At 61.4% G+C, this 23,324-nt stretch carries 18 protein-coding genes and 2 tRNA genes; 13 read left to right on the top strand and 7 right to left on the bottom strand.

Translation table 11 applies throughout. The features are described from left to right. Nucleotides 1-78: 78 nt before the first annotated feature. Both OHL14_RS19930 and OHL14_RS19925 read right to left on the bottom strand, forming a co-directional pair. A complete protein-coding gene (locus OHL14_RS19930) occupies nucleotides 79-822 on the bottom strand; it encodes an anti-sigma factor family protein (RefSeq protein WP_263381127.1) in 744 nt (247 codons plus the stop codon). Continuing rightward, entirely contained in the window at nucleotides 819-1,523 is a 705-nt protein-coding gene (locus OHL14_RS19925) for a sigma-70 family RNA polymerase sigma factor (RefSeq protein WP_263381126.1), read from the bottom strand. The genes OHL14_RS19930 and OHL14_RS19925 overlap by 4 nt, the downstream gene beginning before the upstream one ends. A gap of 193 nt (nucleotides 1,524-1,716) precedes the next feature. Between OHL14_RS19925 and OHL14_RS19920 the strand changes: the two genes are divergently transcribed. From OHL14_RS19920 to OHL14_RS19870, 11 genes are all read left to right on the top strand, one after another. Continuing rightward, a tRNA-Ala gene (locus tag OHL14_RS19920) sits at nucleotides 1,717-1,792 on the top strand. A gap of 88 nt (nucleotides 1,793-1,880) precedes the next feature. Then, nucleotides 1,881-1,972: transfer RNA gene (locus OHL14_RS19915), tRNA-Ser, on the top strand. A 114-nt stretch (nucleotides 1,973-2,086) separates the two neighbouring features. Then, on the top strand, nucleotides 2,087-2,902 hold the full coding sequence (locus OHL14_RS19910; protein WP_263381125.1) for a TIGR03435 family protein: 816 nt from the start codon (nucleotides 2,087-2,089) through the stop codon (nucleotides 2,900-2,902). A gap of 504 nt (nucleotides 2,903-3,406) precedes the next feature. After that, nucleotides 3,407-6,037, top strand: coding sequence for a TonB-dependent siderophore receptor (locus tag OHL14_RS19905; protein ID WP_263381124.1), 2,631 nt, complete (start codon nucleotides 3,407-3,409; stop codon nucleotides 6,035-6,037). Between the two features lie 103 nt (nucleotides 6,038-6,140). Beyond that, entirely contained in the window at nucleotides 6,141-6,893 is a 753-nt protein-coding gene (locus OHL14_RS19900; RefSeq protein ID WP_263381123.1) for a tetratricopeptide repeat protein, read from the top strand. Between the two features lie 4 nt (nucleotides 6,894-6,897). Beyond that, complete coding sequence (locus OHL14_RS19895; RefSeq protein WP_263381122.1) at nucleotides 6,898-7,578, top strand: Fe2+-dependent dioxygenase; 681 nt, start codon at nucleotides 6,898-6,900, stop codon at nucleotides 7,576-7,578. A 194-nt stretch (nucleotides 7,579-7,772) separates the two neighbouring features. Beyond that, nucleotides 7,773-8,891, top strand: a complete 1,119-nt coding sequence (locus OHL14_RS19890; RefSeq protein ID WP_263381121.1) for a glycoside hydrolase family 88/105 protein — start codon at nucleotides 7,773-7,775, stop codon at nucleotides 8,889-8,891. A 357-nt stretch (nucleotides 8,892-9,248) separates the two neighbouring features. Continuing rightward, a complete protein-coding gene (locus tag OHL14_RS19885; protein WP_263381120.1) occupies nucleotides 9,249-12,653 on the top strand; it encodes a TonB-dependent receptor in 3,405 nt (1,134 codons plus the stop codon). Between the two features lie 128 nt (nucleotides 12,654-12,781). Continuing rightward, a complete protein-coding gene (locus OHL14_RS19880) occupies nucleotides 12,782-13,927 on the top strand; it encodes an acyltransferase family protein (protein WP_263381119.1) in 1,146 nt (381 codons plus the stop codon). An 18-nt stretch (nucleotides 13,928-13,945) separates the two neighbouring features. Beyond that, nucleotides 13,946-15,496, top strand: a complete 1,551-nt coding sequence (locus OHL14_RS19875) for a hypothetical protein (RefSeq protein ID WP_263381118.1) — start codon at nucleotides 13,946-13,948, stop codon at nucleotides 15,494-15,496. Between the two features lie 185 nt (nucleotides 15,497-15,681). Beyond that, the gene (locus OHL14_RS19870; RefSeq protein ID WP_263381117.1) at nucleotides 15,682-17,499 is read left to right on the top strand and encodes a phosphoenolpyruvate carboxykinase (GTP); all 1,818 of its coding nucleotides are present in this window, start codon (nucleotides 15,682-15,684) and stop codon (nucleotides 17,497-17,499) included. On the opposite strand, the gene OHL14_RS19865 is transcribed toward OHL14_RS19870, so the two are convergent. Then, the gene (locus OHL14_RS19865; protein ID WP_263381116.1) at nucleotides 17,500-18,240 is read right to left on the bottom strand and encodes an MIP/aquaporin family protein; all 741 of its coding nucleotides are present in this window, start codon (nucleotides 18,238-18,240) and stop codon (nucleotides 17,500-17,502) included. A gap of 294 nt (nucleotides 18,241-18,534) precedes the next feature. On the opposite strand from OHL14_RS19865, the gene OHL14_RS19860 reads away from it, so the two are divergent. Next, on the top strand, nucleotides 18,535-19,470 hold the full coding sequence (locus OHL14_RS19860) for a hypothetical protein (RefSeq protein ID WP_263381115.1): 936 nt from the start codon (nucleotides 18,535-18,537) through the stop codon (nucleotides 19,468-19,470). Nucleotides 19,471-19,583: 113 nt separating this feature from the next. Here OHL14_RS19860 and OHL14_RS19855 read toward each other — a convergent pair whose 3' ends face one another. The 4 genes from OHL14_RS19855 to OHL14_RS19840 form a co-directional block, all read right to left on the bottom strand. Then, nucleotides 19,584-20,507 carry a LytR/AlgR family response regulator transcription factor gene (locus OHL14_RS19855; protein ID WP_263381114.1) on the bottom strand — a complete coding sequence of 308 codons (924 nt, stop codon included), beginning with the start codon at nucleotides 20,505-20,507 and terminating at the stop codon, nucleotides 19,584-19,586. A 151-nt stretch (nucleotides 20,508-20,658) separates the two neighbouring features. Continuing rightward, nucleotides 20,659-21,195 (bottom strand): double zinc ribbon domain-containing protein, encoded by a 537-nt coding sequence (locus tag OHL14_RS19850; protein WP_263381113.1) that lies wholly within the window; start codon nucleotides 21,193-21,195, stop codon nucleotides 20,659-20,661. Continuing rightward, nucleotides 21,192-21,569: a hypothetical protein gene (locus OHL14_RS19845; RefSeq protein ID WP_263381112.1), complete on the bottom strand. Its 378-nt coding sequence runs from the start codon at nucleotides 21,567-21,569 to the stop codon at nucleotides 21,192-21,194. Before OHL14_RS19845 ends, OHL14_RS19850 begins: the two co-directional genes overlap by 4 nt. Continuing rightward, a complete protein-coding gene (locus OHL14_RS19840) occupies nucleotides 21,569-22,198 on the bottom strand; it encodes an RNA polymerase sigma factor (protein WP_263381111.1) in 630 nt (209 codons plus the stop codon). The genes OHL14_RS19845 and OHL14_RS19840 overlap by 1 nt, the downstream gene beginning before the upstream one ends. A 127-nt stretch (nucleotides 22,199-22,325) precedes the next feature. Here OHL14_RS19840 and rlmB point away from each other — a divergent pair, with 127 nt between their 5' ends. Continuing rightward, nucleotides 22,326-23,126, top strand: a complete 801-nt coding sequence (gene rlmB, locus OHL14_RS19835; RefSeq protein WP_263381110.1) for a 23S rRNA (guanosine(2251)-2'-O)-methyltransferase RlmB — start codon at nucleotides 22,326-22,328, stop codon at nucleotides 23,124-23,126. Nucleotides 23,127-23,324: the final 198 nt, after the last annotated feature.

Below are 23,324 nucleotides of genomic sequence, written 5' to 3'. Positions count from 1 at the left end.
GCTCCAGTCTATGGAAGCAGCGCAGCCCCGGCAATGCCGAGGCTGAAGTTGCTTTTATCCGCTTGATGCCTTGGCATCCTAGCTGTGGACCGAAACACCCGTAAACGTCAGCACGACATGCCCCTTTACCGGCGTTCCAAAGACCGAAGCCGGGCGGAAGATGCTCGCCAGCAGGTTCTGCCCCAGTTGCTGCTCAACCAGCGGATCGAGCTTGCCTTCGATCACTGAATAGTCATACACGCGTCCCGAAGCACTGATCCTTGCTTCGATGACCACCGGCACATCCGCGCTCATGGCGAGCGGAATGGCAGGCACCTGCGAGTACAGATAGCGTGGCGCCTTCAGATCAGCCAACCCGTCATCGTTTGCCTGCACCGCAATCGGAGTCGCAAACGCCCACGCAAGGCCTCCTAGCAACACCAGAGCCACGGCCATGGCACCACTCACCCGCAGCGCAAGAGGAGCCAGCGTGCGATCCCAGATCGACGCCAGTCTGCGGTGCCACGGAAGGTGCGTTCCCTTGGCAAACTCATCCGCAATCGCCGCGCGCAGCTTCGCCTGCAACCGTGCGGGAGGCACCGCTGGACCCACGTGCGCCAGAGCATTCTGCACATCGCGCCATGCATGGAACTCAGCCGCGCAGTCAGCACAACCGTCCATGTGCGAGGAGAGTACGGCCATCTCGACGCCGCTCATCGCGCCATCGAGATACGCAGAGAAGCCCTCGCGCATCTCGAAGCAAGTCTCGTCGATACCAATCAACTGCGTTAGCGAATCCGCCATTGTCTCGTACCCTGTCTCGTGCTGTTCGGGGCCCATCATGCTCTCACCACCTGTGCGTTCGGCGACTCTGCTGGCACATTCTTCGCTGCAACACCTGATCTGCCGTCCTTCACTAGCGCCTCGCGCAGTGCAGCACGCCCGCGGGTCAAACGGCTCTTGATTGTTCCAAGGTTCACATTCAGAATCTCGGCAATCTCTTCGTAACCAAATCCTTCAATCTCGCGCAGCACAACCACTTCGCGGAAGACCTCGGGCAGCGTCTGCAGGGCAGCCGTTACACGCTGCTCCATCTGCGTGCGCGCTGCACAGTCATAAGGAGAGGCATCGCTGCATGCCAGCGCATCCGCCAGGCAAAAGCTCTCGCCTTCATCGTTTTGCAGCGGCGCATCGATAGTCAGCTCCTGCTTCTTATGCCGGTTCCACCAACGTCGCTGGTTGCTCGCCTCGTGCAGAGCGATGCGATAAATCCACGTCCGTAAGCTCGAATCGCCATTGAAGCCGGAGATGTTGCGGAAGACCTTGACGAAGACCTCCTGCGTCACATCCGCAGCATCGGCCTGATCGCGCAGGCTCCGCGCCATCAGCGAATAGACCGAGTGGCTGTACTGTGCGATCAGCAGCGCGAAAGCCGACTCGGAACCAGCCTTCAGCTCCGCAACGAGTCCTTGCTCTTCCGCCCTGATACCGATCGCGCTTGCAAAGTCGCTCATCGTCACCCTCGTCAAGAATCCGGAAGCCATCCGGTCTGTCTAAAGTAGGCTCTTCCTGCGATCCCTGTCCAGATGCCCGCTCACGAACGAGGAGGAACTACGCCCGCGCGGGCTGAGTGCTCGCTCACTCATACGCCTTTAGACACCGGCCATTTCAACTTTGTTCCAGCCGCGTTTGACTTGCGCCGCCTGTTCCGCGAAAATAGAGAAGTTCACCCTGAGTGGGCCTGTGGCGCAGCTGGGAGCGCGCTTCCATGGCATGGAAGAGGTCATCGGTTCGATCCCGATCAGGTCCACCAAACACTTCCTCAAATTGATCCCCTGCCCGCAAACCTCGCCTCGGCGCTGTGTTCGCTGAAAGACGGAATCGAGTAAACTGAGGCAGCAGGAGAGTTGGCAGAGCCCGGTTGAATGCACCTGACTCGAAATCAGACATCGTCGCAAGGCGATCGGGGGTTCGAATCCCTCACTCTCCGCCACATCTTGTCAAGAAGAAAATGAAAACCCTTATAAACACTGGCCCCCCCCAGTAAGGGTCGCCGCCCAATTATTGCCATTCCATGACTTGGGAGTTTTCTATAGCGAAGGGTCAGATGAGAGTCAATCTTTTCATCTCAGTATTGGTTCTATCCGCTGCGTTTTCAATTCAAAGAAACGCTCAACAGGTGAGCACCTTTGACGTCGTCTCCATCCGTCCAGTCAATCCATATCGACGCGTGACCATTCAGGGGACTACGGCTCAGCTTCCAGCTGGACGAAAACCATGTCAGTACTTACCCACTCGCGTCAAATGCCGACTTCCGCTGTGGGGGTTGTTGCGGGAAGCGTTTGGGATTCATGAGTTCCAGCTTGATGCTCCCTCTTGGAGTAAAGATGACCTATTTGACTTCGAAGCAACCATGCCTGAGGGGACGAGCGTCGATGATGCCCGCATAATGCTTCAGGAAGCTTTGAAAGAACGTTTTGCTCTCCAGTTTCATTTTGAGAGCCGTCCCACGCCCGTATACGCGCTCGTCGTCGGGCCTCATGGCACTACGTTGCAACACATTGATCCGGAACACATTCAATCGAGAAAGTTTGAAACGCCTACGGGGGCGATCACTACAAACCAGATCGTTAAGGCAGGACAATATTTTTCTTCAGGTGTGCCGCTCGACATCTTCGCTCAAGTCCTTCAATCAGTCGCTGACCTCGATAAACCCGTGGGCAATGAGACGGGTCTCGAAGGTCGATACGTTGTCGATATGAAGTGGAAGACGAACGCAGACCCGGATGAAGTGATCCATGTTCTTGATAAGGGCATTCTACGAGCGACCGAAGAACAATTAGGGTTAGTGTTGACCAGCAAAGTGGAAGACCTGAAGTATTTTCATGTAGACGGACTCAGTAAATCTCCGACGCCCAATTAACAGTTCTTCCCGGACTCCGCCTATGACAGTCGAACTCCATGCTGAATTGATGGCTCCCCTCGCATCGGCTTCCTCACCTGCTCCCTGCTTTGGTGGAACCTCGACGCCAAGGCCAAAATCGTCGGCACCGCCTGGGCCTCCGTCGGCATCCTCCTCTTCCTCTTCCGGCGCAATCGAAGGCAAGAGGCGTAGCTGACCTTTGCCTTGCGCTGGCTTGACCGTTCGGGAGCCCATCCCGGGCTGCCGTAGCGTGGCGCCTGGAAATGCGCCCTCCGCAGTCTCCGAAAGCGCAGAGCCGAACCGAAAACAATCTCCGACTAATTTCGTCTTAGATCAGCATTTTTATGCAATATTCAGGCATAATCATGTAGGACAGAATCAGTCGCACTTCACACGTTCTCATATACGACCAAATTAGTCGTATATAAGCCAGAGAACAGGAGCGGCCTCTATCCGTAGTCAGGCAATCCGCTCAACAACGATTTTGCAAGGAGTTGTACAGAAATGACGAAGTCAGGAAACAACGGGGCCATTGGCCGCAGCAGGCGCAACTCGCTGCTAGCTATGGCAGCGCTCACGTTCGCGGGGCTGACCGCGCGCACCGCAGATGCCTCCGCAAGGACCGACAAGGACAAGCCAGAAGCCGAAAAGGCACCCTCTCCAGACGCAACCAAAGAACAATCGACCCCGGCGCAGACCGTGCATCACTTCAACATTCCGGCTGGCACCCTCGGCGAATCGTTCGCTGCCCTGCAGAAAGAAACAGGCGTCATCTTCAGCATGTCGAAGGACGACATCGGCAGCCTGGCGTCTTCCGGTGTCACCGGCGTTGTGACCCTGCAGGAAGCCCTGACCACACTCCTCACGAACACCGGCGTCTCGGCCCGCTTTGAAGGCTCCGACCGCGTCGTTCTCTCGCTTACAGGCGACACCTCTTCCGTTGACGTCACCGCGGAAGCGCTCTCCTCGCCTAAGTTCACAGCCTCACTCCTCGACCTCCCGCAGACCGTGCAGGTCGTCTCGCAGGAGACCATGCAGAACACGGCCTCGACCACACTGATGGAAGCTCTCCGCACCGTGCCCGGCATCACCTTCGGTGCCGGGGAAGGCGGCAGCCCGCTCGGCGACCGCCCCTTCATCCGCGGCATGGACTCGCAGTCCAGCATTTATGTCGACGGCATCCGCGACATCGCAGCGCAGTCGCGTGAAGTCTTCGATGTACAGAGCATCGAGGTGCAGGAAGGTCCAGGCGGCGCCTACGGCGGTCGCGGCACCGGCGGCGGCAGCATCGACATGAACAGCAAGCTCGCGAACCGCAACAACTTCATCGCGGGCAGCTTCATGCCGGGCACCTCCGCCTACAAGCGCGGCACCGTCGACGGCAACGTTAAGTTCAACAGCCTCGTCTCTGGTCGTCTCGTCGGCATGTGGACCGATGCGGACGAAGCCGGTCGCGACGCCGTACACAACAATCGCTGGGGCATCGCACCGAGCCTGGCCATCGGTCTCGGCCATCCGACCCGCGCCATATTCGACTACTACCACATCGTCGACAACAACCTTCCGGACTCCGGCACGCCATACAACAACCCGAACGTCGTGGCCCCTGATACGAATGCAGCGCTCGGTCAGACTCAGCTCTACAAAGCGGGCGATGGCGAACCCATCTCGCTTTCGGCGATGCCCTCCGTCACCACCGGCGGCGCAGCCTCCCCATTGGCAAACCGCAACACCTTCTGGGGCCTTCGCGATCGCGACAAGGATCGCGATTCCGAGAAGGTCGCCACCGGACGCGTAGAGCAGGACCTGTTCCACGGCAGGGCCTTGCTGCGCAACACCTTTCGCTACGAGCGCACGGAGCAGAACTACATCTGGACACTTCCCGACGACAGCAAGGGCAACATGTACTACGGCCTGCTCTTCCGCCGCGTGAACGACCGCATCGCCGCCGTCTTCACAGACGACAACCAGACCGATTTCTCCGGCAGCTTCAAGACCGGCAAGATCGCCCACACCTACGCGACCGGCATGGAGTTCTCCAAGGAGCGCGGCAACAATGATGCCTACACCGTAACGGCCACCACGCTGCAATCAGGGACCGCCACAGAGACCTGCCCCGAGGGCGCAGGCGTAGCCTCCGGCTATAACTGCACCTCTTTATTCTCACCGAACTACAACGATCCATGGACCAGCGTGGCGACAAACGTTCTGCCGCAGAACCACAACCCGAACCACTCCTCCTCCGTAACGCAATCCGCGTACGGCTTCGACACCATCGTCTTCAACAAGTACCTTCAGACCACCATAGGTGGCCGTTACGACCACTACGACTCAAAGTTCTCCCCGGCGAAATCGGCAACCGCGATCGCACCGCAGGAGGTCATCAATAACATCGGGACGTACATCGTTGGTGTGACGTACAAGCCGAAGCCAAACACCAGCGTGTATGGCAACATCAGCACCGCTGCCATCCCTCCCGGCAATGCGCTGGCACAGGGTGTTGACCCCGCCGCGCTGAGCACCGCTGGCAATGCCAATCTGCAGCCCGAGACAATCCGCGAGGAAGAGTTCGGCGTGAAGCGCGAGATCAATAACGGACGCGCGCTGGTGAAGGTCGACATCTTCCGTGAGGACATCAAGAACGTCCGCATCGCAAATGCAACCGGCACTGTCAGCGTAGCTGGCAACAACCGCACGCTCGGCGCTGAGTTCGGCATCAGCGGCGACATCACAAAGAGGTGGACCTTCACCGGCGGTTACGTCTATCTCGACGCCATCCTCCTCAACGGCGGCACCAGCACTGCGGGCGTCTCTTTGAACGACCAGATGATGCCGAACGAAGCCAAACACAGCGTCAGCGTCACCAGCAGCTACCACATCATCAAGCACCTCACAGCTGGCGGCGGCATCTACGGCATGACGCGCGTCTGGGGCAGCCAGGTGAACAACAAGTGGGTGCCCGGCTACGTTCGCGAGGACCTCTTCGGCAACTACGAGATCAACAAGCACTTCAGCTTGCAGGCGAACCTCCAGAACCTGAGCAACAAGCTCTACTTCCAGCAGGCCTATGCCACGCACTATGCCATCCCAGCGGCAGGACGCACGGCGATCTTCGGCATCAACGTCAAGTACTAACCACTTCCTATAACTGTCCTTCTAGCCCTTTCCCGTTGTCATCCTGAGCGCAGCGAAGGAGCTGCTTCTCGCTCAGGATGACAATCCAACGCAACGAAAAACCATGCAAGAGAACGAAGACAACTCGCTGGACCTGGTGCGCGCCGCTGCTGAGCGCGGCGTGCATCAGGCCCAGGTCATCTACGGCCAGATGCTGCTGGACGGCAAACTCTGCGACCGCAACATGACCGCCGCTCTGCACTGGTTCGAGCGTGCCGCACACGGCGGCAACGTGATGGCCATGAACATGGCGGGTCGCTGCTTCGATCAGGGCTGGGGAGTCGCTCCCAGCAAACGTCTCGCTGAAAAGTGGTTCCGTAAAGCCGCCGAGCACGGTCTCGACTGGGGCATGTACAACCTCGCCACGCTGCTCACGCTGGGCGAAGGTGGAGTGCCCCAAGACAAGACCGCAGCCTACCTCTGGTTTCGCCAGGCGGAGGCACTGGGCCACGTAAAGTCCATCAACATCCTCGGCAGCTTCTACGAGGACGGATGGGTCGTCACGCAGAACCGTGCCACCGCGCGAGAGCACTATCGCCGCGCAGCTATCAGCGGCGACTTCCGCGGCCAGTTCAACTACGCTCGCTTCCTACTTCAGGAACACGACCTGTTGGGCGCTCTGCACTGGCTGCGCCAGGTCCCTCACACAGCGACCGCCGCTTTCATCGGCAAGATGAAGAAGTCTCTCGCGGAGTATCCGCAAGCAGCGGTCCGCGAGTTTGCGGCCTCGCTCGATGAGCTTCCACCCTCAGAGTTTGCCACCGTGCCGTTCGCAGAGCCGACGGCCACTACACCGATGCAAGAGATAACGAGGTAACACCATGCTGATTCAAATTCCCAACGTACTCACGCAGGAAGAGGTCGCCCAGGCCCGCAAAGAACTCGACGCTACCAGCTGGGTCGACGGCAAGGTAACAGCCGGTTTCCAGTCCGCTCAGGTCAAGCAGAACATGCAACTCCCGGAGTCGAACCCCGTCGGCATCGAGCTGGGCCGCAAGATCGTCTACGCGCTGCACCGCAACCCGTTGTTCTTCGCAGCCGCTCTGCCGGCCAAGATCTTTCCGCCGCTCTTCAATCGTTACGACGGCGGCCACTCCTTCGGCAACCACGTCGATAACGCCGTGCGCCGCGTCACCGCCACCGGCGAGCAGATTCGCACCGACCTCTCCATGACCCTCTTCCTCAGCAGCCCCGAGGAGTACGACGGCGGCGAGCTCATCATCGACGACACCTACGGATCTCACTCCGTAAAACTCCCGGCAGGCCACATGGTGCTCTACCCCTCCACCAGCCTGCACCGCGTCACGCCCGTTACCCGCGGCAGCCGCGTCAGCTCCTTCTTCTGGCTGCAGAGCATGATCCGCAGCGACGCCCAGCGCAGCCTCCTGCTCAACCTCGATCTAGCCATCCAGAAGGTCGGCACCGACCTGCCCAACCACGCCTCACTCGTAGACCTCACCGGCGTGTATCACAACCTCCTGCGCGAATGGGTAGAGGTCTAAGGGACAGTGAGAAGACAGGATTGAGAAGTGAGCAAAGCCCCGGAGAGATGCGGGGCTTTGCTTGCACTCCTGTCTTCTCACTCCGGTCTCCTCACTGCTTTATAGATGACGAGCCTTGCTGCAAACATATACAGTTAGCCCGTCGCAGGCGATTTTCTTCACGCCTGCCAAACGCCAGCAGGAGTTCTCGCACGATGAACGTTTCACAGCCGATCCGCCGTCTCGCCGCCCTCACCACAGTCTTCGCGACCGTCCTCTGCGCTACCTCCGCCCTCGCCCAGAAGACAGCAACCGCAGCCCAAGGCGACTACTTCTCCAACTGGCCCGCTGGAACCTCGCCCCAGGAGGTCGGCAAGGCCCTCGGCGAGCACTTCGTCACCAGCCCCCACCAGTACACCGCCACTATCCACTACTCCGAGATCTGCACCTGGTACGGTGCGCTGACCTTTGCCGAGCTCACCCACGACACCAAGCTCCGCGATGAGCTCATCAAGAAGTTTGAGCCTCTCATGCCCGGCGGAGCCGAGGTCGAGCGCACACCCACGCGCCACCACGTCGACGACTCCATCTTCGGCGTCGCCCCCCTCGAGATCGCCATCCAGACCAAAGACCCGAAGTTCCTCGCCGTGGGCAAGGGCTGGGCCGACCGCCAGTGGGAGAACCCGCAGCCCGACGGCCTGTCCGCCGAAACCCGCTACTGGATCGACGACATGTACATGCTGACCATGCTCCAGCTCGAGGCCTACCGCGCCACCGGGGATAAGAAGTATCTCGATCGCGATGCGAAGGAGATGGTGTCGTACCTCGACAAACTGCAACAGCCCAACGGCCTCTTCTTCCATGCCCCCGACGTTCCCTACTATTGGGGTCGCGGTGACGGCTGGGTCGCCGCCGGGATGGCCGAGATGCTTCGCACACTACCCGCCGACCACCCGCAGCGTGCCCGCATCCTCGCCGGCTACAAAAAGATGATGGCCTCCCTGCTGAAATTCCAGCGCAAGGACGGTTCCTGGGGCCAGCTGATCGACCGGGACGAGTCCTGGTCCGAAAGCTCCTCCTCCGCCATGTTCACCTTTGCCATGATCACCGGCGTCAAGAACGGCTGGCTCGACGGGCCCACCTACGGCCCCGCCGCCCGCAAGGGCTGGATAGCGGCCGTCGGTTACGTCGACCAGAACAGCGACGTCACTCAGGTCTGCGAAGGCACCGGCAAGGAGAACAGCCTGCCCTACTACCTCGCCCGCAAGCGCCGCACCGGTGACTTCCACGGACAGGCACCCGTCCTCTGGGCAGCCAGCGCCCTTCTCCGGTAGCCCTTCTTCCCGCACGACAGCCGTTGCCTCAACTCTCTATACTGGTCAGGCTGTCAAAACCGGAATAACCGTAACGCCTGTTTGAAATGAGCCAGTTGGCCGCTTCTTCTTAGCGCTGACTGGCTCATTTTCTTGCGTAAAGACCCTTGTAAAGAGGCCTAACCTGGCCTTCCATCGCAGGGAAAACGCCTAACGTGACTCCTTACACAAGGCTCACTGTAAATTGACTTGCCCACGGTCGTTCGCGATAGGCAGCATCGGTCGCACTTGAGTACCAAGTGTTTTTTCACCACCCAATTATGGCGTTCTACGCCGCGGGTTCGCTCCGGGACACACCGGGCACCCGAGAGGAGCACTATGAATCACCTTCTGGAGAAGCCAGTACCGACGTCCCCCATCCGCAACCGGCGGAGCGCAGCGTCCTGGCTGACGTCCGTTCTCTGCAGCCTGACCCTCGTGGTCGCCCTGGCCTTTGCGTCTCACGCTTCCGCTCAGGGCATCACCGGCTCCATCACAGGCAACGTCACCGACTCGACCGGCGCCGCCATCCCCGGCGCAACCGTCACCATCACCCAGATCAGCACCAACAGCGTTCACACCACCACCACCTCGGACACCGGTTCCTTTACCGTGCCGCAGCTGGCTCCCGGCGACTACACCGTCAAGATCGACAAGGACGCCTTCAAGAGCTACCAGCAGCAGAAGCTGACGCTCGCCATCGACCAGACCGCCCAGATCAACGCCGCTCTCGAAGTCGGCTCCTCTGGCGAGACTGTCATGGTCACCGGCGCTCCACCCGTCATCCAGACCGAAGACTCCTCGGTCGGCCTCGTCATCGACAGCCAGGCCATCCAGAACACCCCGCTCAACGGTCGCCTCAGCATCGTCGGTCTCATCGCCCTCGCTCCCGGCGTCCAGAACTCCGGCGCGCAGGACCAGCTGGCCACCCGCGGTGTCACCGTTGCGGTCGGTACGGGCGGTCGTAACTCCTACGGCAGCCTCGGCTCCACCCTCGACGGCGTCACCAACCAGGAAGTCACCCTGCAGCGCGGCGAAGGCGAAGTTCCCTCGATCGACGCCATCGGCCAGTTCAAGGTGCTCAGCACCGGCGCTCCGGCAGAGTTCAACCAGCCCGCCCAGATCATCGTGGTCTCGGCCAGCGGCGGCAACCAGCTGCACGGCGAAGCGCTTGAGTACAACCGCTCCAAGGGCACCTCGGCCAAGAGCTACTTCAACGGCGCTTCGCCCCGTCCCCCCTACGAGCGCAACGAGTACGGCGGCAACCTCTCCGGCCCCATCTTCATCCCGCACGTCTACGACGGCCGCAACCGCAGCTTCTTCTTCGCAGCGTACGAAGGCTTCCATCTGACGCAGTCCTACGCACTAAGCACACAGCAGCCCACGCTCCTCGAGCGCCAGGGCAACTTCAGCGAGTTGCTGGCAGGCGGTGCCTGCAATGCGACCACGACCAGCACCATCATCAAAAGCCCGACCACCGGTCTGCCCTATGCTGGCAACATCATCACCGATCCGCTCAGCGCCGTCGACCAGCAGCTGCTCACCCTGCTCTACCCCAAGCCCACACAAGCGGGCTGTGGCACCAACACCTATGAGCAGGTGCAGGAACTCAGCCAGTCGTCGCGCTTCTCTCTGCGCCTCGATCACAAGATCAGCGATAAGGACCAGATCCGCTTCACCTGGCTGCGTGCCTTCTACGGTCCCAACGCCACTCAGGGTGCTGACAGCCTGCAGGGCGGCAACGCGCAGGACGGCGAGCACAACAGCAACTTCATCGTCGGCTACACGCACACCTTCTCGCCCACGCTGCTCATCGACACCTACGCCTCCTACTTCCATCTGCCGATCTATCGCACCCCGCAGAACTACAAAACCGACTTCGCTTCGATCATCCCCGGCCTCGGCGCAGAGCTGATCGAAGGCGCTCCGCAGATCAGCATCACCAACATCACCGCCGTCTCCGAGTCCGGCTCCAAGGATCTCGAGCAGGTCGCCCAGATCAACACCGCCGTCACCAAGGTCCTCGCCAAGCACACCATCAAGGTCGGCTTCTCCTACCTCTACGACAACCACTGGAACGACGCAGCGCAGACCCCCGCTCGCGGCGCCTACAACTTCACCGGCACCTACAGCGGCAACGCATTGGCGGACTTCCTGCTCGGCGATCCCGCCAGCACGCAGAAGCCGACTCCCAACAACTACATCACCCGCAACATCTCGGCGCAGTACGGCCTGTTCGTCCAGGACGACTGGAAGCCCACCCCGAAGCTGACCATCAACGCCGGCCTGCGCTATGACCTGCAGTGGTTCCGCCCCAGCCCGTACAACACCAACTCGCTGTACGTGCCGTCCTTGAAGGAAGTCGTTGTCTTCGCCAGCGCCTATCCTTCTAACGCCATCCCCAGCCTCCAGGCTGCGGTGCCCACCGTCCTCGCTCCGTCCGTAGGTCTGCCGACGAACATCTTCAGCTATCTCGGCCAGGACAAGAACAATGTGGCTCCTCGCCTCGGCTTCGCCTATGAAGCGCTGCCCAACACCGTCATCCGCGGCGCGTTCGGCATCTACTTCAATCTGCTGCCCGCTTCTTACGTAGGCACCGGCGCCTTCAACAACCTGCCCTTCACCGGCGCGCAGACCTTCACCAACGCAACCGGCACGCCTGCCTTCACGATGGCAAACCCGTTCTCGGCAACCGGAGCCTTCAGCTCCAACCCGTCCGTCTACGCGCAGGCCAAGACCACGACCCCCTACACCGAGCAGTACAACCTCACCGTCGAGCACCAGTTCCCGCACGAGCTCGATCTGCGCGTTGGCTACGTCGGACAGCACAACCTCAAGCAGAACAACTACGGCGGCTCGGGCAACTACAACCCGAACCTCAACTTGCCCGCCCAGCCGGTCCTCACCACCTCCACCGTGCAGAGCACCTACAATGTGCAGCCCTTCGCCGCCATCAACTACCTGATGGCTCCGATCTTCCACAGCAACGAAAACTCACTGCAGGTCGGCCTTCACAAGCAGTACAGCCACGGCCTCACCATCGGTGCCGAGTACCAGTGGACTCGCGTCCTCGGTACGGAGAACCTGGAAAACCCCTCGGGCGTCAACCCCAGCGACTCCTATGGCCCCATCGCCGGCATCACGCCGCAGGTGCTCACCTTCAACTATTCCTACCTTCTGCCCTTCGGCAAGGGTAAGACCTTCCTCTCGAACGCCGGCGACCTGGTCGACAAGCTGGTCAGCGGCTGGCAGTTCTCCGGCATCACCAACATCCAGAGCGGTCAGCCCTTCTCCGTCACCTACACCGCTCCGGGCAGCTACACCAACCCCGTCACCAACGTGAAGTACGTCGGCCTCGTCAGTGGTCGTGCAAGCATCGTCCCCGGCCAGCCGCTTTACCCCTCCGTGAAGACGAAGAAGGAGTGGTTCAACCCTGCAGCCTTCACCGCGCCCACCAACGCCGCAGGCGTCGCTGGCGCGGCCTACGGCAACTCCGGCTATGACATGCTCCGCGGACCTCACTTCCAGGACTGGGACATGAGCCTGCAGAAGAACACGAAGTTCCACCAGAAGTACAACGTGCAGCTTCGTGCCGACGCCTTCAACACCTTCAACCATCCGAACTTCGCTACCCCGAACGCCGCCATCAGCAACACGTCGACGGTCGGCACCATCACCGGAATCTCCGGTACGCCTGCCTACGAGCAGCGCACCGTCGAATTCGCCGCGAAGTTCTCCTTCTAACTCTGCTCCCGGTTGTGCGGCTGCTCCCTCTGGAGAATGCCGCACAACCGGCCTTTTTTTTGACCGCATCCGTCTCTCCTGCCATCCAATCAGTACGTCGCCCCTTCTAAGATGATCAGCGGCCTCTTGTGACAACTGAAACCCCCTCCAATCCGAATCCGCTCCACCAACGCCTTCTCTCGCTCGACGTGCTGCGTGGCCTCACCGTCGCCGTCATGATCGCCGTGAACAACGCCGGCAGCGGTCGCGACTCTTACCCGCAGCTTCGCCACTCCGTCTGGAACGGCTGCACGCTCACGGACCTCGTCTTCCCCACCTTTCTCTTTATGGTCGGAGCCTCTATCGACCTCGCCTTCAGGAAGCGTCTCGCGCAGGGCATTCACAAAAACGTCATCCTGCTTCAAGTGCTCCGCCGCGCTCTTCTCATCATCGCGATCGGCCTGCTGCTCAACGCGCTGCCCTTCTTCCACCTTGCCGACCTCCGCTACTACGGCGTCCTGCAACGCATCGCCCTTTGCTACGCTCTGGCGAGCATCGTCTACCTCTACGGAGGCCTCGCCGCAAGCGCAGTCATCGCAGCCCTCGCACTCATCGGCTACTGGTGGTTGATGGTTCACGTTCGCGTTCCCGGCTTCGGCATGCCAGGCGTCGACATCGCCATCCTCGACCGCGCCGGTAACCTCGCCGCCTGGCTCGACCGCACACTCGTCCCAGCCGCGCACCTCTATCGCCACACCGTTTACGACCCCGAAGGCCTGCTCTCGACCATCCCCTCCGTAGCGACCACGCTGCTCGGTGTCCTCGCTGCCTCCGTCTTAGGCACCACGCGTTCCTCGAATCGCAAGACCATCCTCCTGCTCACCGCTGGTGTCCTTTTGCTCTGCGGCGGACTTCTCTGGTCGCACTGGTTTCCCCTCAACAAGCGTGTCTGGACCAGCTCCTACGTCCTCTTCGCTGGCGGCGTCTCCACCCTGCTCCTCGCATCGCTCTACTGGCTCATCGACGGCCCAACCCGTCTCCGCCGAGGACTCACACCCTTCCTCGTCTTCGGCACCAACGCCCTCACCGCATACATCCTCTCCGAAGTCCTCGCCCTCGTCCTCGCCGCTATCCACTTGCCCGGGGGCCTCGATCTGCAGGAGCTCCTCTACAACCTGCTCCCGCACCTCATCTCGCCATCCTTTACCTCGATGACCTACTCCATCCTCTTCGTCGTACTCTGCGGCCTGCCCGTCGCCTGGCTTTACTCGCGCAAGATCTTCATCAAGCTCTAACCATCTTCTGGTGACACCATGAACCGACTCAGCACCTTCGTCCTTGCACTAACCCTCACCACCAGCCTCGCCTCCGCGCAGCTCGCACCCAAACACCATCCCCTCACAGCGCCGCTGTCTCCCAACACCCGCGAGCTTCTCGACACCTCCATGCAGCTCATGGACGCCAGCTACGACGCGAAGGCCCACCTCATCGCCCGTCCGCATGACGGCCACCTTGGCGTCACACCCTACATGGTGCGCGAATCCAGCTGGTACGCCCTCGGCCTGCTCCTGCGCGACCGCTCCGGCAAGCATCCTGAAGACACCGCCCGCGCTCTCGAGATCCTCAGCACCGTCCTCGACAACCAATATCTCGACCCCAAGGTGAAGTGGTACGGCACCTTCAAGTACTCACCCGAAGAGCCCACACCGCATCCCGCGACCACCGCCTTCCGCGGCTACGATCCCAACTGGCGTCACTTCATCGGCACCACCTTCGAGATCATCCTCATCGAGTGCCCCAATAAGATTCCCGCCGCTCTCCAGCAGCGTATGTACGCTTCGATCGACGCCGCCATCACCGGCGAGATGCACGACGGCCGCCTCGTCCCGTCCTACAGCAACATCGCCCTCATGTACGGCGCGCTCTGGAACTTCGCAGCCGTCCACGACAACAACGCCGACTGGCTGAAACAGTCTTCTGACTGGAACGACGAGGTCTTCCGCCTCTTCAACCTCCACGGCACCTTCAACGAGTTCAACGCGCCCACCTACTACGGTGTCGATCTCTACGGCCTCGCCCTCTGGCGTGAGTACGGGTCCACTCCGCACATGCGCGAGATTGGCAGCACCATGGAAGCCGCTCTCTGGAACGAGATCGCCAGCTTCTATCATCCCGCCCTTCGCAACATGGTCGGCCCCTACGACCGCGCCTATGGCATGGACATGTCCAACTACGTTACGCCCACCGGCACCTGGCTCCGCTCCGTCATGAGCGCGCAGACCGCTCCGTTACCCGAGCACCTCACCCTCTCCACATGGCAGGTCGCCGACCTCTGGTTCGCTCCGCAGATTGCCCTGCTCGGCACCCACATCCCCGCCGAAGCCATGACCCGCCTGCACCATCTTCCCGCACCGCACCTGCTCGTCCGCACCATCGACGCGCAGCGCACCGCTACCTCTTGGCTCGGCAACTCCGCCATCTGGGGCGGCGAGTTCGACAGCCGCACCAAGGATACTGGCCACGCCACGCAGTTCCACCCCGCCACCGCGCAATGGCGCATGCCCTCCGGCCAGGTCGGCTGGATCAAGGTCACACGCTCGCCCAACATCGACGCCGTCGCCGACGCGACCGGCATCACACTCGCCACCGACGGCGACATCACCCTCCGCGTCTACACCGACAAACAGCCCTCCGATCTCACGCAGACAAAGTGGACGCTTCCCGGCCTCACCACAACCATCGAGACCGACGCACACGGCTTCTCCGCAAAACCAGCCGAGCACGCCCCGGACTGCGACAGCTGCACCGACCTCACCTACACCGGCGTCAAGAACCTCCGCCTCAACTTCACGCTTATACCGTAGACATTGTCATCCTGAGCGCAGGCGGGGTCCCCAGCGAACGTTCTTTGTTCGTTGGGGTGCAAGCGAAGGACCTGCTTCGGGGATAGCACAACCGCACCGTTTATCGTCCACCATTTCCCTCCCGGCGCTCAAGGTCGGCATAATTCTCCCTGCACCGAAACTCACGTCTTTCGGGAGGGAACACCATGAGCGCCGCCACCATCGCACCGCCCACGACCAACAAGCACCTCATCCGCTGGGTCGATAAGATGGCCGACCTCTGCCAGCCCGACCGCGTGCAGTGGATCGACGGCTCGCAGGCCGAATACGACGCGCTCTGCAACCTTCTCGTCGAAGCAGGCACCTTCACCCGCCTGAACCAGCAGCTCTGGCCCGGCTGCTTCTACGCCCGCTCCGCTCCCAACGATGTCGCCCGCGTCGAAGACCGCACCTTCATCTGCTCGCTTTCCAAAGACAGCGCCGGCCCCACCAACAACTGGGAAGACCCCTTCGTCATGCGCCGCAAGCTGAAGTCGCTCTTCCGCGGCTGCATGAAGGGCCGCACCATGTATGTGCTCGCCTACAGCATGGGCCCCATCGGTTCGCCTATGTCGCAGATCGGCGTGCAGCTTACCGACTCCGCCTACGCCGTCGTCAACATGCGCATCATGGCCCGCATCGGCGCGCCTGTGCTGGCCGAAATCGATAAGGACACCAAGCGCGTCGTCCCCTGTATGCACACCGTCGGTGCGCCGCTTGCGCCGGGCCAGCACGACGTTCCCTGGCCCTGCAACGACCAGAAGTACATCGTCCACTTCCCTGAGACCCGCGAGATCTGGAGCTACGGCTCCGGCTACGGCGGCAACGCTCTGCTCGGCAAAAAGTGCTTCGCCCTCCGCATCGCCAGCAACATCGCGCGCGACGAAGGCTGGATGGCCGAGCACATGCTCATCGTCGGCGTCGAATCCCCCACCGGCGAAAAGACCTACGTCGCCGCAGCCTTCCCCTCGGCCTGCGGCAAGACCAACTTCGCCATGATGATCCCGCCCAAGGGCTTCGAAGGCTGGAAGGTCTGGACCGTCGGCGACGACATCGCCTGGATCAAGCCTGACAAGGAAGGCCACCTCCGCGCCATCAATCCCGAGGCAGGCTTCTTCGGCGTCGCCCCCGGCACCAGCGCCAAAACCAATCCCAACGCCATGGCCACCCTCGCTCGCAACAGCATCTTCACCAACGTGGCCCTCACGCCCGAGGGCGGCGTCTGGTGGGAGGGCATGACCGACGAGCCTCCCGCAGAATGTCTGGACTGGCGCGGTCAGCCCTGGACACCCGCCATCGCGAAAGAGACCGGCCGCACCGCCGCCCACCCCAACGGACGCTTCACCTCCCCGGCGAGCCAGTGCCCCAGCATAGACCCCGCCTGGGAAGACCCCACCGGCGTGCCCATCTCCGCCATCATCTTCGGTGGCCGCCGCCCCACCACCATGCCGCTCGTCTACCAGGCCTTCAACTGGTCCTCCGGCGTGTACATCGGCGCCACCATGGGCTCCGAAACTACAGCCGCCGCTGGCGCTCCCGTCGGCACCGTCCGCCGAGACCCCATGGCCATGCTGCCCTTCTGCGGCTACCACATGGGCGACTACTTCCGGCACTGGCTCAAGATGCAGCGCGAACTCGCCTCCACCCCGCGCGTCTTCCACGTCAACTGGTTCCGCCGCGACGAAAACGGCAAGTTCCTCTGGCCCGGCTTCGGCGAAAACATGCGCGTCCTCTGCTGGATCATCGATCGCGTCCGTGGCCGCGCCCAAGGGAAGGAAACCCCTATCGGCTGGACACCCTACTTCGAAGACATCCGCTGGCAGGGCCTCGACTTCCCCCGTGCCACCTTCGACACCCTACAGACCGTCGACCGCGCGCAGTGGCGTCGCGAGATCATGGGCCACGAAGAGCTCTTCCTCATGCTCCACGACCATCTCTCCTCCGAGATGATCTACGAGCGTGAACTCCTCATCTGCCGCCTCTGATCACCCCAGCATCTTAATCATCAACGCGGCCAGCACGCCACCTACAATTGGCCCCACGATCGGCACCCACGCATAGCTCCAGTCCGAATCCCGTTTGCCCGGGATCGGCAATAACATATGCGCCAGTCGAGGCCCAAAGTCCCTCGCCGGATTGATCGCATAACCCGTCACTCCACCCAGCGACATACCGATCCCCCACACCAGCATCCCCACCAGAAACGGCGACAGCCCGATCGCCAACCCATGCTCACCGCCCGCCGCCTTCGACGTGATCGCCTGGATGACCAGAAACAGCGTGAACGTCCCAATCACCTCCGCCACCGCATTCCACAACGGCTTGCGGATCGCTGGACTCGTGCAGAAGCACGCCAGCTTCGCATCCGCATCCTCCGTCACCGCCCAATGCGGCATAAACACCAGCCACACCAGCACCTGCCCCGCCATCGCTCCTAAGATCTGCGCCGGGATATACACCAGCAGCTTGTGCGGATTCCCCGTCATTACCGCATCCGCCACCGTGATCGCCGGGTTCAAGTGTGCATCCGCACTCCCCCACGCCGTTGAGGTAAACACTCCCGCAAACACCGCCAGCCCCCACGCCGCCGTAATCGTCAGCCAACCGGCACCCTCTGCCTTTGACCGCTTCAGCAGAACGCCCGCCACCACGCCATTACCCAGCAGGATAATCACCAGCGTACCCATGAACTCGCCCATAAAAGGCGATACCAGCGAATGACCCATCGCGATCCGTTCTCACTTTCTACGCCCATAGCTATTTGCCGCTCTGCGTTCGCAGCCTAGCCTACTTGCTCATCGCCTCGACCGTCCACCAAGCCCACCGCATACCGCGCCAAAGGCAGCCTATTCAGGTAGGCTGAAAGAAGACCAACTGCAGACGACTTGCCCGGAAAACCTCGGCAAACGATAGTCCGCAACTGCGCTGCAAAACAGCCGTCTTATCTTTTAGCTTCATAGCTCGACATTAGGTGACCCTTGATCTTACGCAGGTTTGTCTTTGCCTCTCTTGCAGCCCTCATGATTTCTGCTTCACTCGGCGCTCAAGAGCTCACGGCGTCGGTAACCGACCCCGCCAACCTGCCCGACGCACCTCGTCCCCAGTTGCCCGCCTATGCCGCAGCTTCCACATCCGTCGACTTCGAGTCCTTCGGCCAGAGCAGCTCGCAACAGCAGAACACCTTGCCCCAGCAGACACCAGCCGACCCTCAGCAGCCCGAGACCGCCGAGCAGCGCAAGGCCCGCGGCGACAAACAGATTCAGGAAGAGGAGCACCAGCGCATCGCCGGTGTCCTGCCGGCCTTCAACTCCGTCCAGGCCGACAAGGCCCTGCCCCTCACCCCCCGACAGAAGTTCCACCTCTTCTTCCGCGGCTCCATAGATCCCTACCAGTTCGCCATCGCCGCCGCCGACGCAGGCATCGAAGAAGCCGAAGACGAATACTCGGAGTATCACTGGGGCGTCAGCGGTCTCGCCCGGCGCTTCGGTGCCAGCTACGCCGATAGCTTCGACGGCAACTTCTGGGGCAACGCCGTCCTGCCGTCCCTGCTCCACCAGGACCCGCGCTATTATCGGCTCGGTCGCGCCAGCGGCAAATCCGGCTGGCACCGCTTCTTCTACGCCGCCTCCACCACCATCATCTGCCATGGCGATAACGGCAAGCTCCAGCCAAACTACTCCAACGTCGCGGGCAATTTTATCGGCGGCGCTATCTCCAACATCTACTACCCCGCCTCCGACCGCGGCGTAGGCCTGACCATCTCCCGCGGCTTCACCACCACCGCCGAAGGCATCGTCGGAGCCGAGCTCATCGAGTTCTACCCCGACTTCGTCTCCTGGCGCGAGCACAAGCGCGAACGCAAACTGGCCGCCCGCGCAGCTACTAGCGGCTCCGCCTCCGACGGTGCCCACAAGGCGCAGGACGTCGCTCCGCCTGCAACGACACCGGCGCCCTGACGGAACTCCGATTATGCCTGCTTTGAAGGGTACGGGCTTCAGCCCGTACATATAACGCCTATAAAATGGCCGGTTTAGCCCCAGAGGGTGCGGATAAGTAAGCCCCCAGGAGCCTACAGGTTGAACAACTCGCGCAGCCGCTTCGTCTGCGATCGGCTCACCGGAATCTCCGTCTGCTTGCGGTCATCCATGCGCAGCTGGTAACTCGACTTGAACCACGGCACCACCTCACGAATGTGCTGCAGGTTCACCACGAACGACCGGTGCGCCCGCCAGAACTGCTCCGGATCAAGCTGGTCCATCAACTCCTCCAGCGTCCTGCAGTTCGACTCGCCCTCCAGCGTCCGCGTGACGACCGAGATTCTTCCCTCTTCGATCGAAGCAAAACAAAGCTCCCGCTGATCGACCAGCAACAGTCTGCTCTGCGCTCGAACGACGATCTTCCCCGTCCGCCCCTGCGTCACGCCCTCGACAGAAGGACTCGCCGGTGCCAGTGACGTCTGTTCTTCCATCATCCTCAGTAGAGCATCCAGCTTTGCCTCTGCCCCTGCCACCAGCCCGGCAAACCCCGTAGGCTTCTTCGCCACCTCGGTCTTCTTCGCAAGGGGCACCTCAGGCACGACCACCAGTCGCTCCGGCTGCACACTTTCCTGCTGCGCCACCCGCGACCGCACCTTCTCCAGCGTCTTGATCACGCGCTTATTGTCAAAGGGCTTCAGCAAATAATCGACCGCGTTCACCTCGAACGCCTTCACCGCATACTGATCGAACGCCGTTGCAAACACCACCTGTGGCAGCTTCGCCTTCTTGTCGAGCGCCAGCACCTTCTTCAACACAGCGAAGCCATCCAGCCCCGGCATCCGCACATCGAGAAAGATCACATCCGGCTTGTGCGTTCGAATCAACTCAACCGCATCGATCCCGTTGTCCCCTTGCCCCACCACCGAAACGCCCCCCGCCGCATCCAGCAGATATTGCAACTCCTGCCGGGCCAGAGGTTCGTCATCAATAATCAGCGCAGTCAGCGGAACAGGCATGCCCTCAATGCTACGCGCAGCTACCCACCGCAGTCACGCCCGCATTTACCTGCATAGAGGCATGCGTTGAAGGGGACGGGCTTCAGCCCGTCCGTATATTGTCCATTGAAAAGAAAATGGGCTTTAGCCCCGGAGGGAGATCGTCTATCTGCTACTGATCGCTATAAACCCGCAACCGCGCCGGAGCATTGTCCTCGGCCAGATCATGCCCACACTGCGTGCAGAACACATCCGTGATCTTCACCCCGCGATGGCAAAGCCCGCACACCGGAGACATCTGAAACTGGCACTGCGAGCAGAAGTGGTCTCCCGCCGCAATCTCCGTCGAGCAGTTCGGGCAGCGCGACAAGATTGGCTGGCGCAGCATGAAGTACACCACCGCACCGATACCGCCCGTGCCCACCACGCAAACCAGCATCCACATGCCGACAGGCATCCCGCGGCGCTTCGCATCGCGGCTCACATAGCCCAGCATCAGCGCATAGCTCGCCACCAGCGTTCCCCACGCATAGCCCATCATGATGCGCAGTGGCAAAAGCTCATGCTTGTGGTGCGGCATCACCACGTGGAACACGTACTGCATCGCGATGAACAGAACCGTCGCCAGAATCATCGACCAGCGCGGAATCATACGCAGATCTTCATCTCCCGGGCCATCCGTACGGGGCTGAACGCTCCATGGACTCATCGCGTCACCTCACCGTTTCCGCCCACGCGCCCACGTCCGCGCTTGAACCACACCGTACCCAGCAGCATCGCCGTCACCGGCAAACACCACAGCAGGAAGATCATCATCTGGTCACTCGCATCCGGCACGCCATTTGGCGTCAGATCGTACCCGTCCAGCAAAAACCAGATCGCATAGCACATCACCAGCATCAAGGCCGAGAAGATCACCACCGGCACCCACAGGCTCTGCTTCTTCTGCTTCTCTTCCCGCATCATCAGCGCCTGCGCACGAATCACACGATGCGCACGGTTCACAACCGACGCCCGCGCATTGCCGAAGTCCGTGTCCATCAGATGCGTCGCTTCCTTCACCTTCGACTGCGGAGAGTTCATCACCGACCCTCCGCCATCTGCCGCTGCGCCCGCAGCTTCAGCAGCTCCGGCTTCAACGCCGCCAGACCGCGATACAGCCGCGACTTCACCGTCGACAGCGGAGCCCGCGTCACACTGGCAATCTCTTCGAGCGACATCTCCTCATGAAACCGGAGCGTCAGCACCTCGCGATAGCTCGGTTCCAGCGTCAGCAGAACCGTCGCTACCTCCTGCGCATTCTCGCGACCCTCGAACTGCTGCAGTGGAGAAGGCGTATCTTCCGCGATCTCGAACGGCCGCTCATCCTCGCCGCCCTCACGCATCTCATCCAGGCTCGCCATCGTCCGCTTGCGCGAAAGATCGATCACCAGGTTGCGCGCAATCGTGAAGATCCAAGTGTCGAACCGCGCCTCGCCGTTATACTGCGACCCGCGCCGAAGCACCCGGATCCAGACCTCCTGAAACAGGTCCTCGGCCACCTCGCGCTTGTTTGTCAAAAAGATGAGATACCGCATCAACCGATGCTGATACGTCTCGATCAGCCGGTCCATCAACTCCGGGTCCTGCCGTTTCAGTCCGCGTGCAATCTCAGCGTTTTCACGCTTGATTTCGGCGACGGCTTCGGCAGTCAGCACAACGGAGGTTCTCATGCGTCTTCACTCTCAATTGTAAGGACGCCCCCGGTCAAGAAAAAGTCGCGAAAGGACAATATTTTTCTCTCCCTACTCCCTATTCCCCACTTCCTACTCCCTGCCCTTCCTCCTCTACACTAGAAACATGGACGTTTTATACGGTCTGCACCCGGTCGAAGAGGCCCTCCGCGCAGGCACCCGCCAGATTGACCACATCTCCGTCGCCCGCGAGCGCGAAGCCCGCCGTGACGCCCGCATGGAACGCCTGCTCGACCTCGCCAGCGCCGCCAAGGTCCGCGTCGTCACCGAACCCCGCGTCCAGCTCGACAAGCACGCCAAAACCGACATGCACCAGGGCGTCGTCGCCTTCCTGCGCGAGCGCAAGTTCCTCGCCCTCGAAGACCTCATCAACGCCCCGGTCGGTCCCTCCGGCTACCGCTTCTTCCTTGCCCTCGACGGCGTCGAAGACCCCCACAACTTCGGCGCGCTTATCCGTTCCGCCGACGGCTCCGGCGTCGACGGCATCATCATCACCGAGCGCCGCTCCGCCCCCCTGTCCGCCATCGTCGCCAAAAGCTCCGCCGGTGCCTCCGAGCACGTCCGCGTCGCCCAGGTCGTCAACCTCACTCGCGCCCTCGAAACCCTCAAGAAAGCCAACGTCTGGATCGTCGGCCTCGACGAGCGCGGCACCCCAGACTACACCGACTTCGACTTCAAGCAAGACACCTGCCTCGTCCTCGGCAGCGAAGGCGCCGGTCTCCACGACCTCATCAAGCGCACCTGCGACCACCTCCTGCGCATCCCCATGGCCGGCAGTGTCAGCTCGCTCAACGTCTCCGTCGCCGGTGCCGTCGTCATGTACGAGGCCCTCCGCCAGCGCCGCCGCCCCCTTACGCCGCCCGAAGCGTCTAAACCCATGAAACCCCGCAAGGGCCTGGGGTCGTAACGCTCGTCCGCTGGAAGGATCAGCTTCCCAAACCATTGTCCTCTGACACAGAGCGGAGCCGAAGTGGAAGGACCTGCTTCTTGTTCGAACCAGCAGTCCCCTTTCACGAACCTCGGAACAAGTCCGCGTTGAAGAGCACGGGCTTCAGCTTTGAAGGGTACGGGCTTTAGCCCGTACGAAAAGAACCCCTCGAATACA

The organism is Granulicella paludicola (assembly GCF_025685545.1).
Classification (GTDB): domain Bacteria; phylum Acidobacteriota; class Terriglobia; order Terriglobales; family Acidobacteriaceae; genus Granulicella; species Granulicella paludicola.
The sequence above is the reverse complement of the archived record's forward strand: the minus strand, read 5'-3'. Positions and strand labels throughout refer to the sequence as shown.

Excerpts from the sequence above, each read along its gene's own strand:
- OHL14_RS19855 (WP_263381114.1), bottom strand. The coding sequence starts at position 20,507 with ATGCCTGTTCCGCTGACTGCGCTGATTATTGATGACGAACCTCTGGCC.
- rlmB (WP_263381110.1), top strand. The coding sequence starts at position 22,326 with ATGGACGTTTTATACGGTCTGCACCCGGTCGAAGAGGCCCTCCGCGCA.
- OHL14_RS19875 (WP_263381118.1), top strand. The coding sequence starts at position 13,946 with ATGAACCGACTCAGCACCTTCGTCCTTGCACTAACCCTCACCACCAGC.
- OHL14_RS19870 (WP_263381117.1), top strand. The coding sequence starts at position 15,682 with ATGAGCGCCGCCACCATCGCACCGCCCACGACCAACAAGCACCTCATC.
- OHL14_RS19850 (WP_263381113.1), bottom strand. The coding sequence starts at position 21,195 with ATGAGTCCATGGAGCGTTCAGCCCCGTACGGATGGCCCGGGAGATGAA.
- OHL14_RS19885 (WP_263381120.1), top strand. The coding sequence starts at position 9,249 with ATGAATCACCTTCTGGAGAAGCCAGTACCGACGTCCCCCATCCGCAAC.
- OHL14_RS19865 (WP_263381116.1), bottom strand. The coding sequence starts at position 18,240 with ATGGGTCATTCGCTGGTATCGCCTTTTATGGGCGAGTTCATGGGTACG.
- OHL14_RS19930 (WP_263381127.1), bottom strand. The coding sequence starts at position 822 with ATGATGGGCCCCGAACAGCACGAGACAGGGTACGAGACAATGGCGGAT.
- OHL14_RS19890 (WP_263381121.1), top strand. The coding sequence starts at position 7,773 with ATGAACGTTTCACAGCCGATCCGCCGTCTCGCCGCCCTCACCACAGTC.
- OHL14_RS19905 (WP_263381124.1), top strand. The coding sequence starts at position 3,407 with ATGACGAAGTCAGGAAACAACGGGGCCATTGGCCGCAGCAGGCGCAAC.
- OHL14_RS19860 (WP_263381115.1), top strand. The coding sequence starts at position 18,535 with ATGATTTCTGCTTCACTCGGCGCTCAAGAGCTCACGGCGTCGGTAACC.
- OHL14_RS19895 (WP_263381122.1), top strand. The coding sequence starts at position 6,898 with ATGCTGATTCAAATTCCCAACGTACTCACGCAGGAAGAGGTCGCCCAG.
- OHL14_RS19910 (WP_263381125.1), top strand. The coding sequence starts at position 2,087 with ATGAGAGTCAATCTTTTCATCTCAGTATTGGTTCTATCCGCTGCGTTT.
- OHL14_RS19845 (WP_263381112.1), bottom strand. The coding sequence starts at position 21,569 with ATGAACTCTCCGCAGTCGAAGGTGAAGGAAGCGACGCATCTGATGGAC.
- OHL14_RS19925 (WP_263381126.1), bottom strand. The coding sequence starts at position 1,523 with ATGGCTTCCGGATTCTTGACGAGGGTGACGATGAGCGACTTTGCAAGC.
- OHL14_RS19840 (WP_263381111.1), bottom strand. The coding sequence starts at position 22,198 with ATGAGAACCTCCGTTGTGCTGACTGCCGAAGCCGTCGCCGAAATCAAG.
- OHL14_RS19900 (WP_263381123.1), top strand. The coding sequence starts at position 6,141 with ATGCAAGAGAACGAAGACAACTCGCTGGACCTGGTGCGCGCCGCTGCT.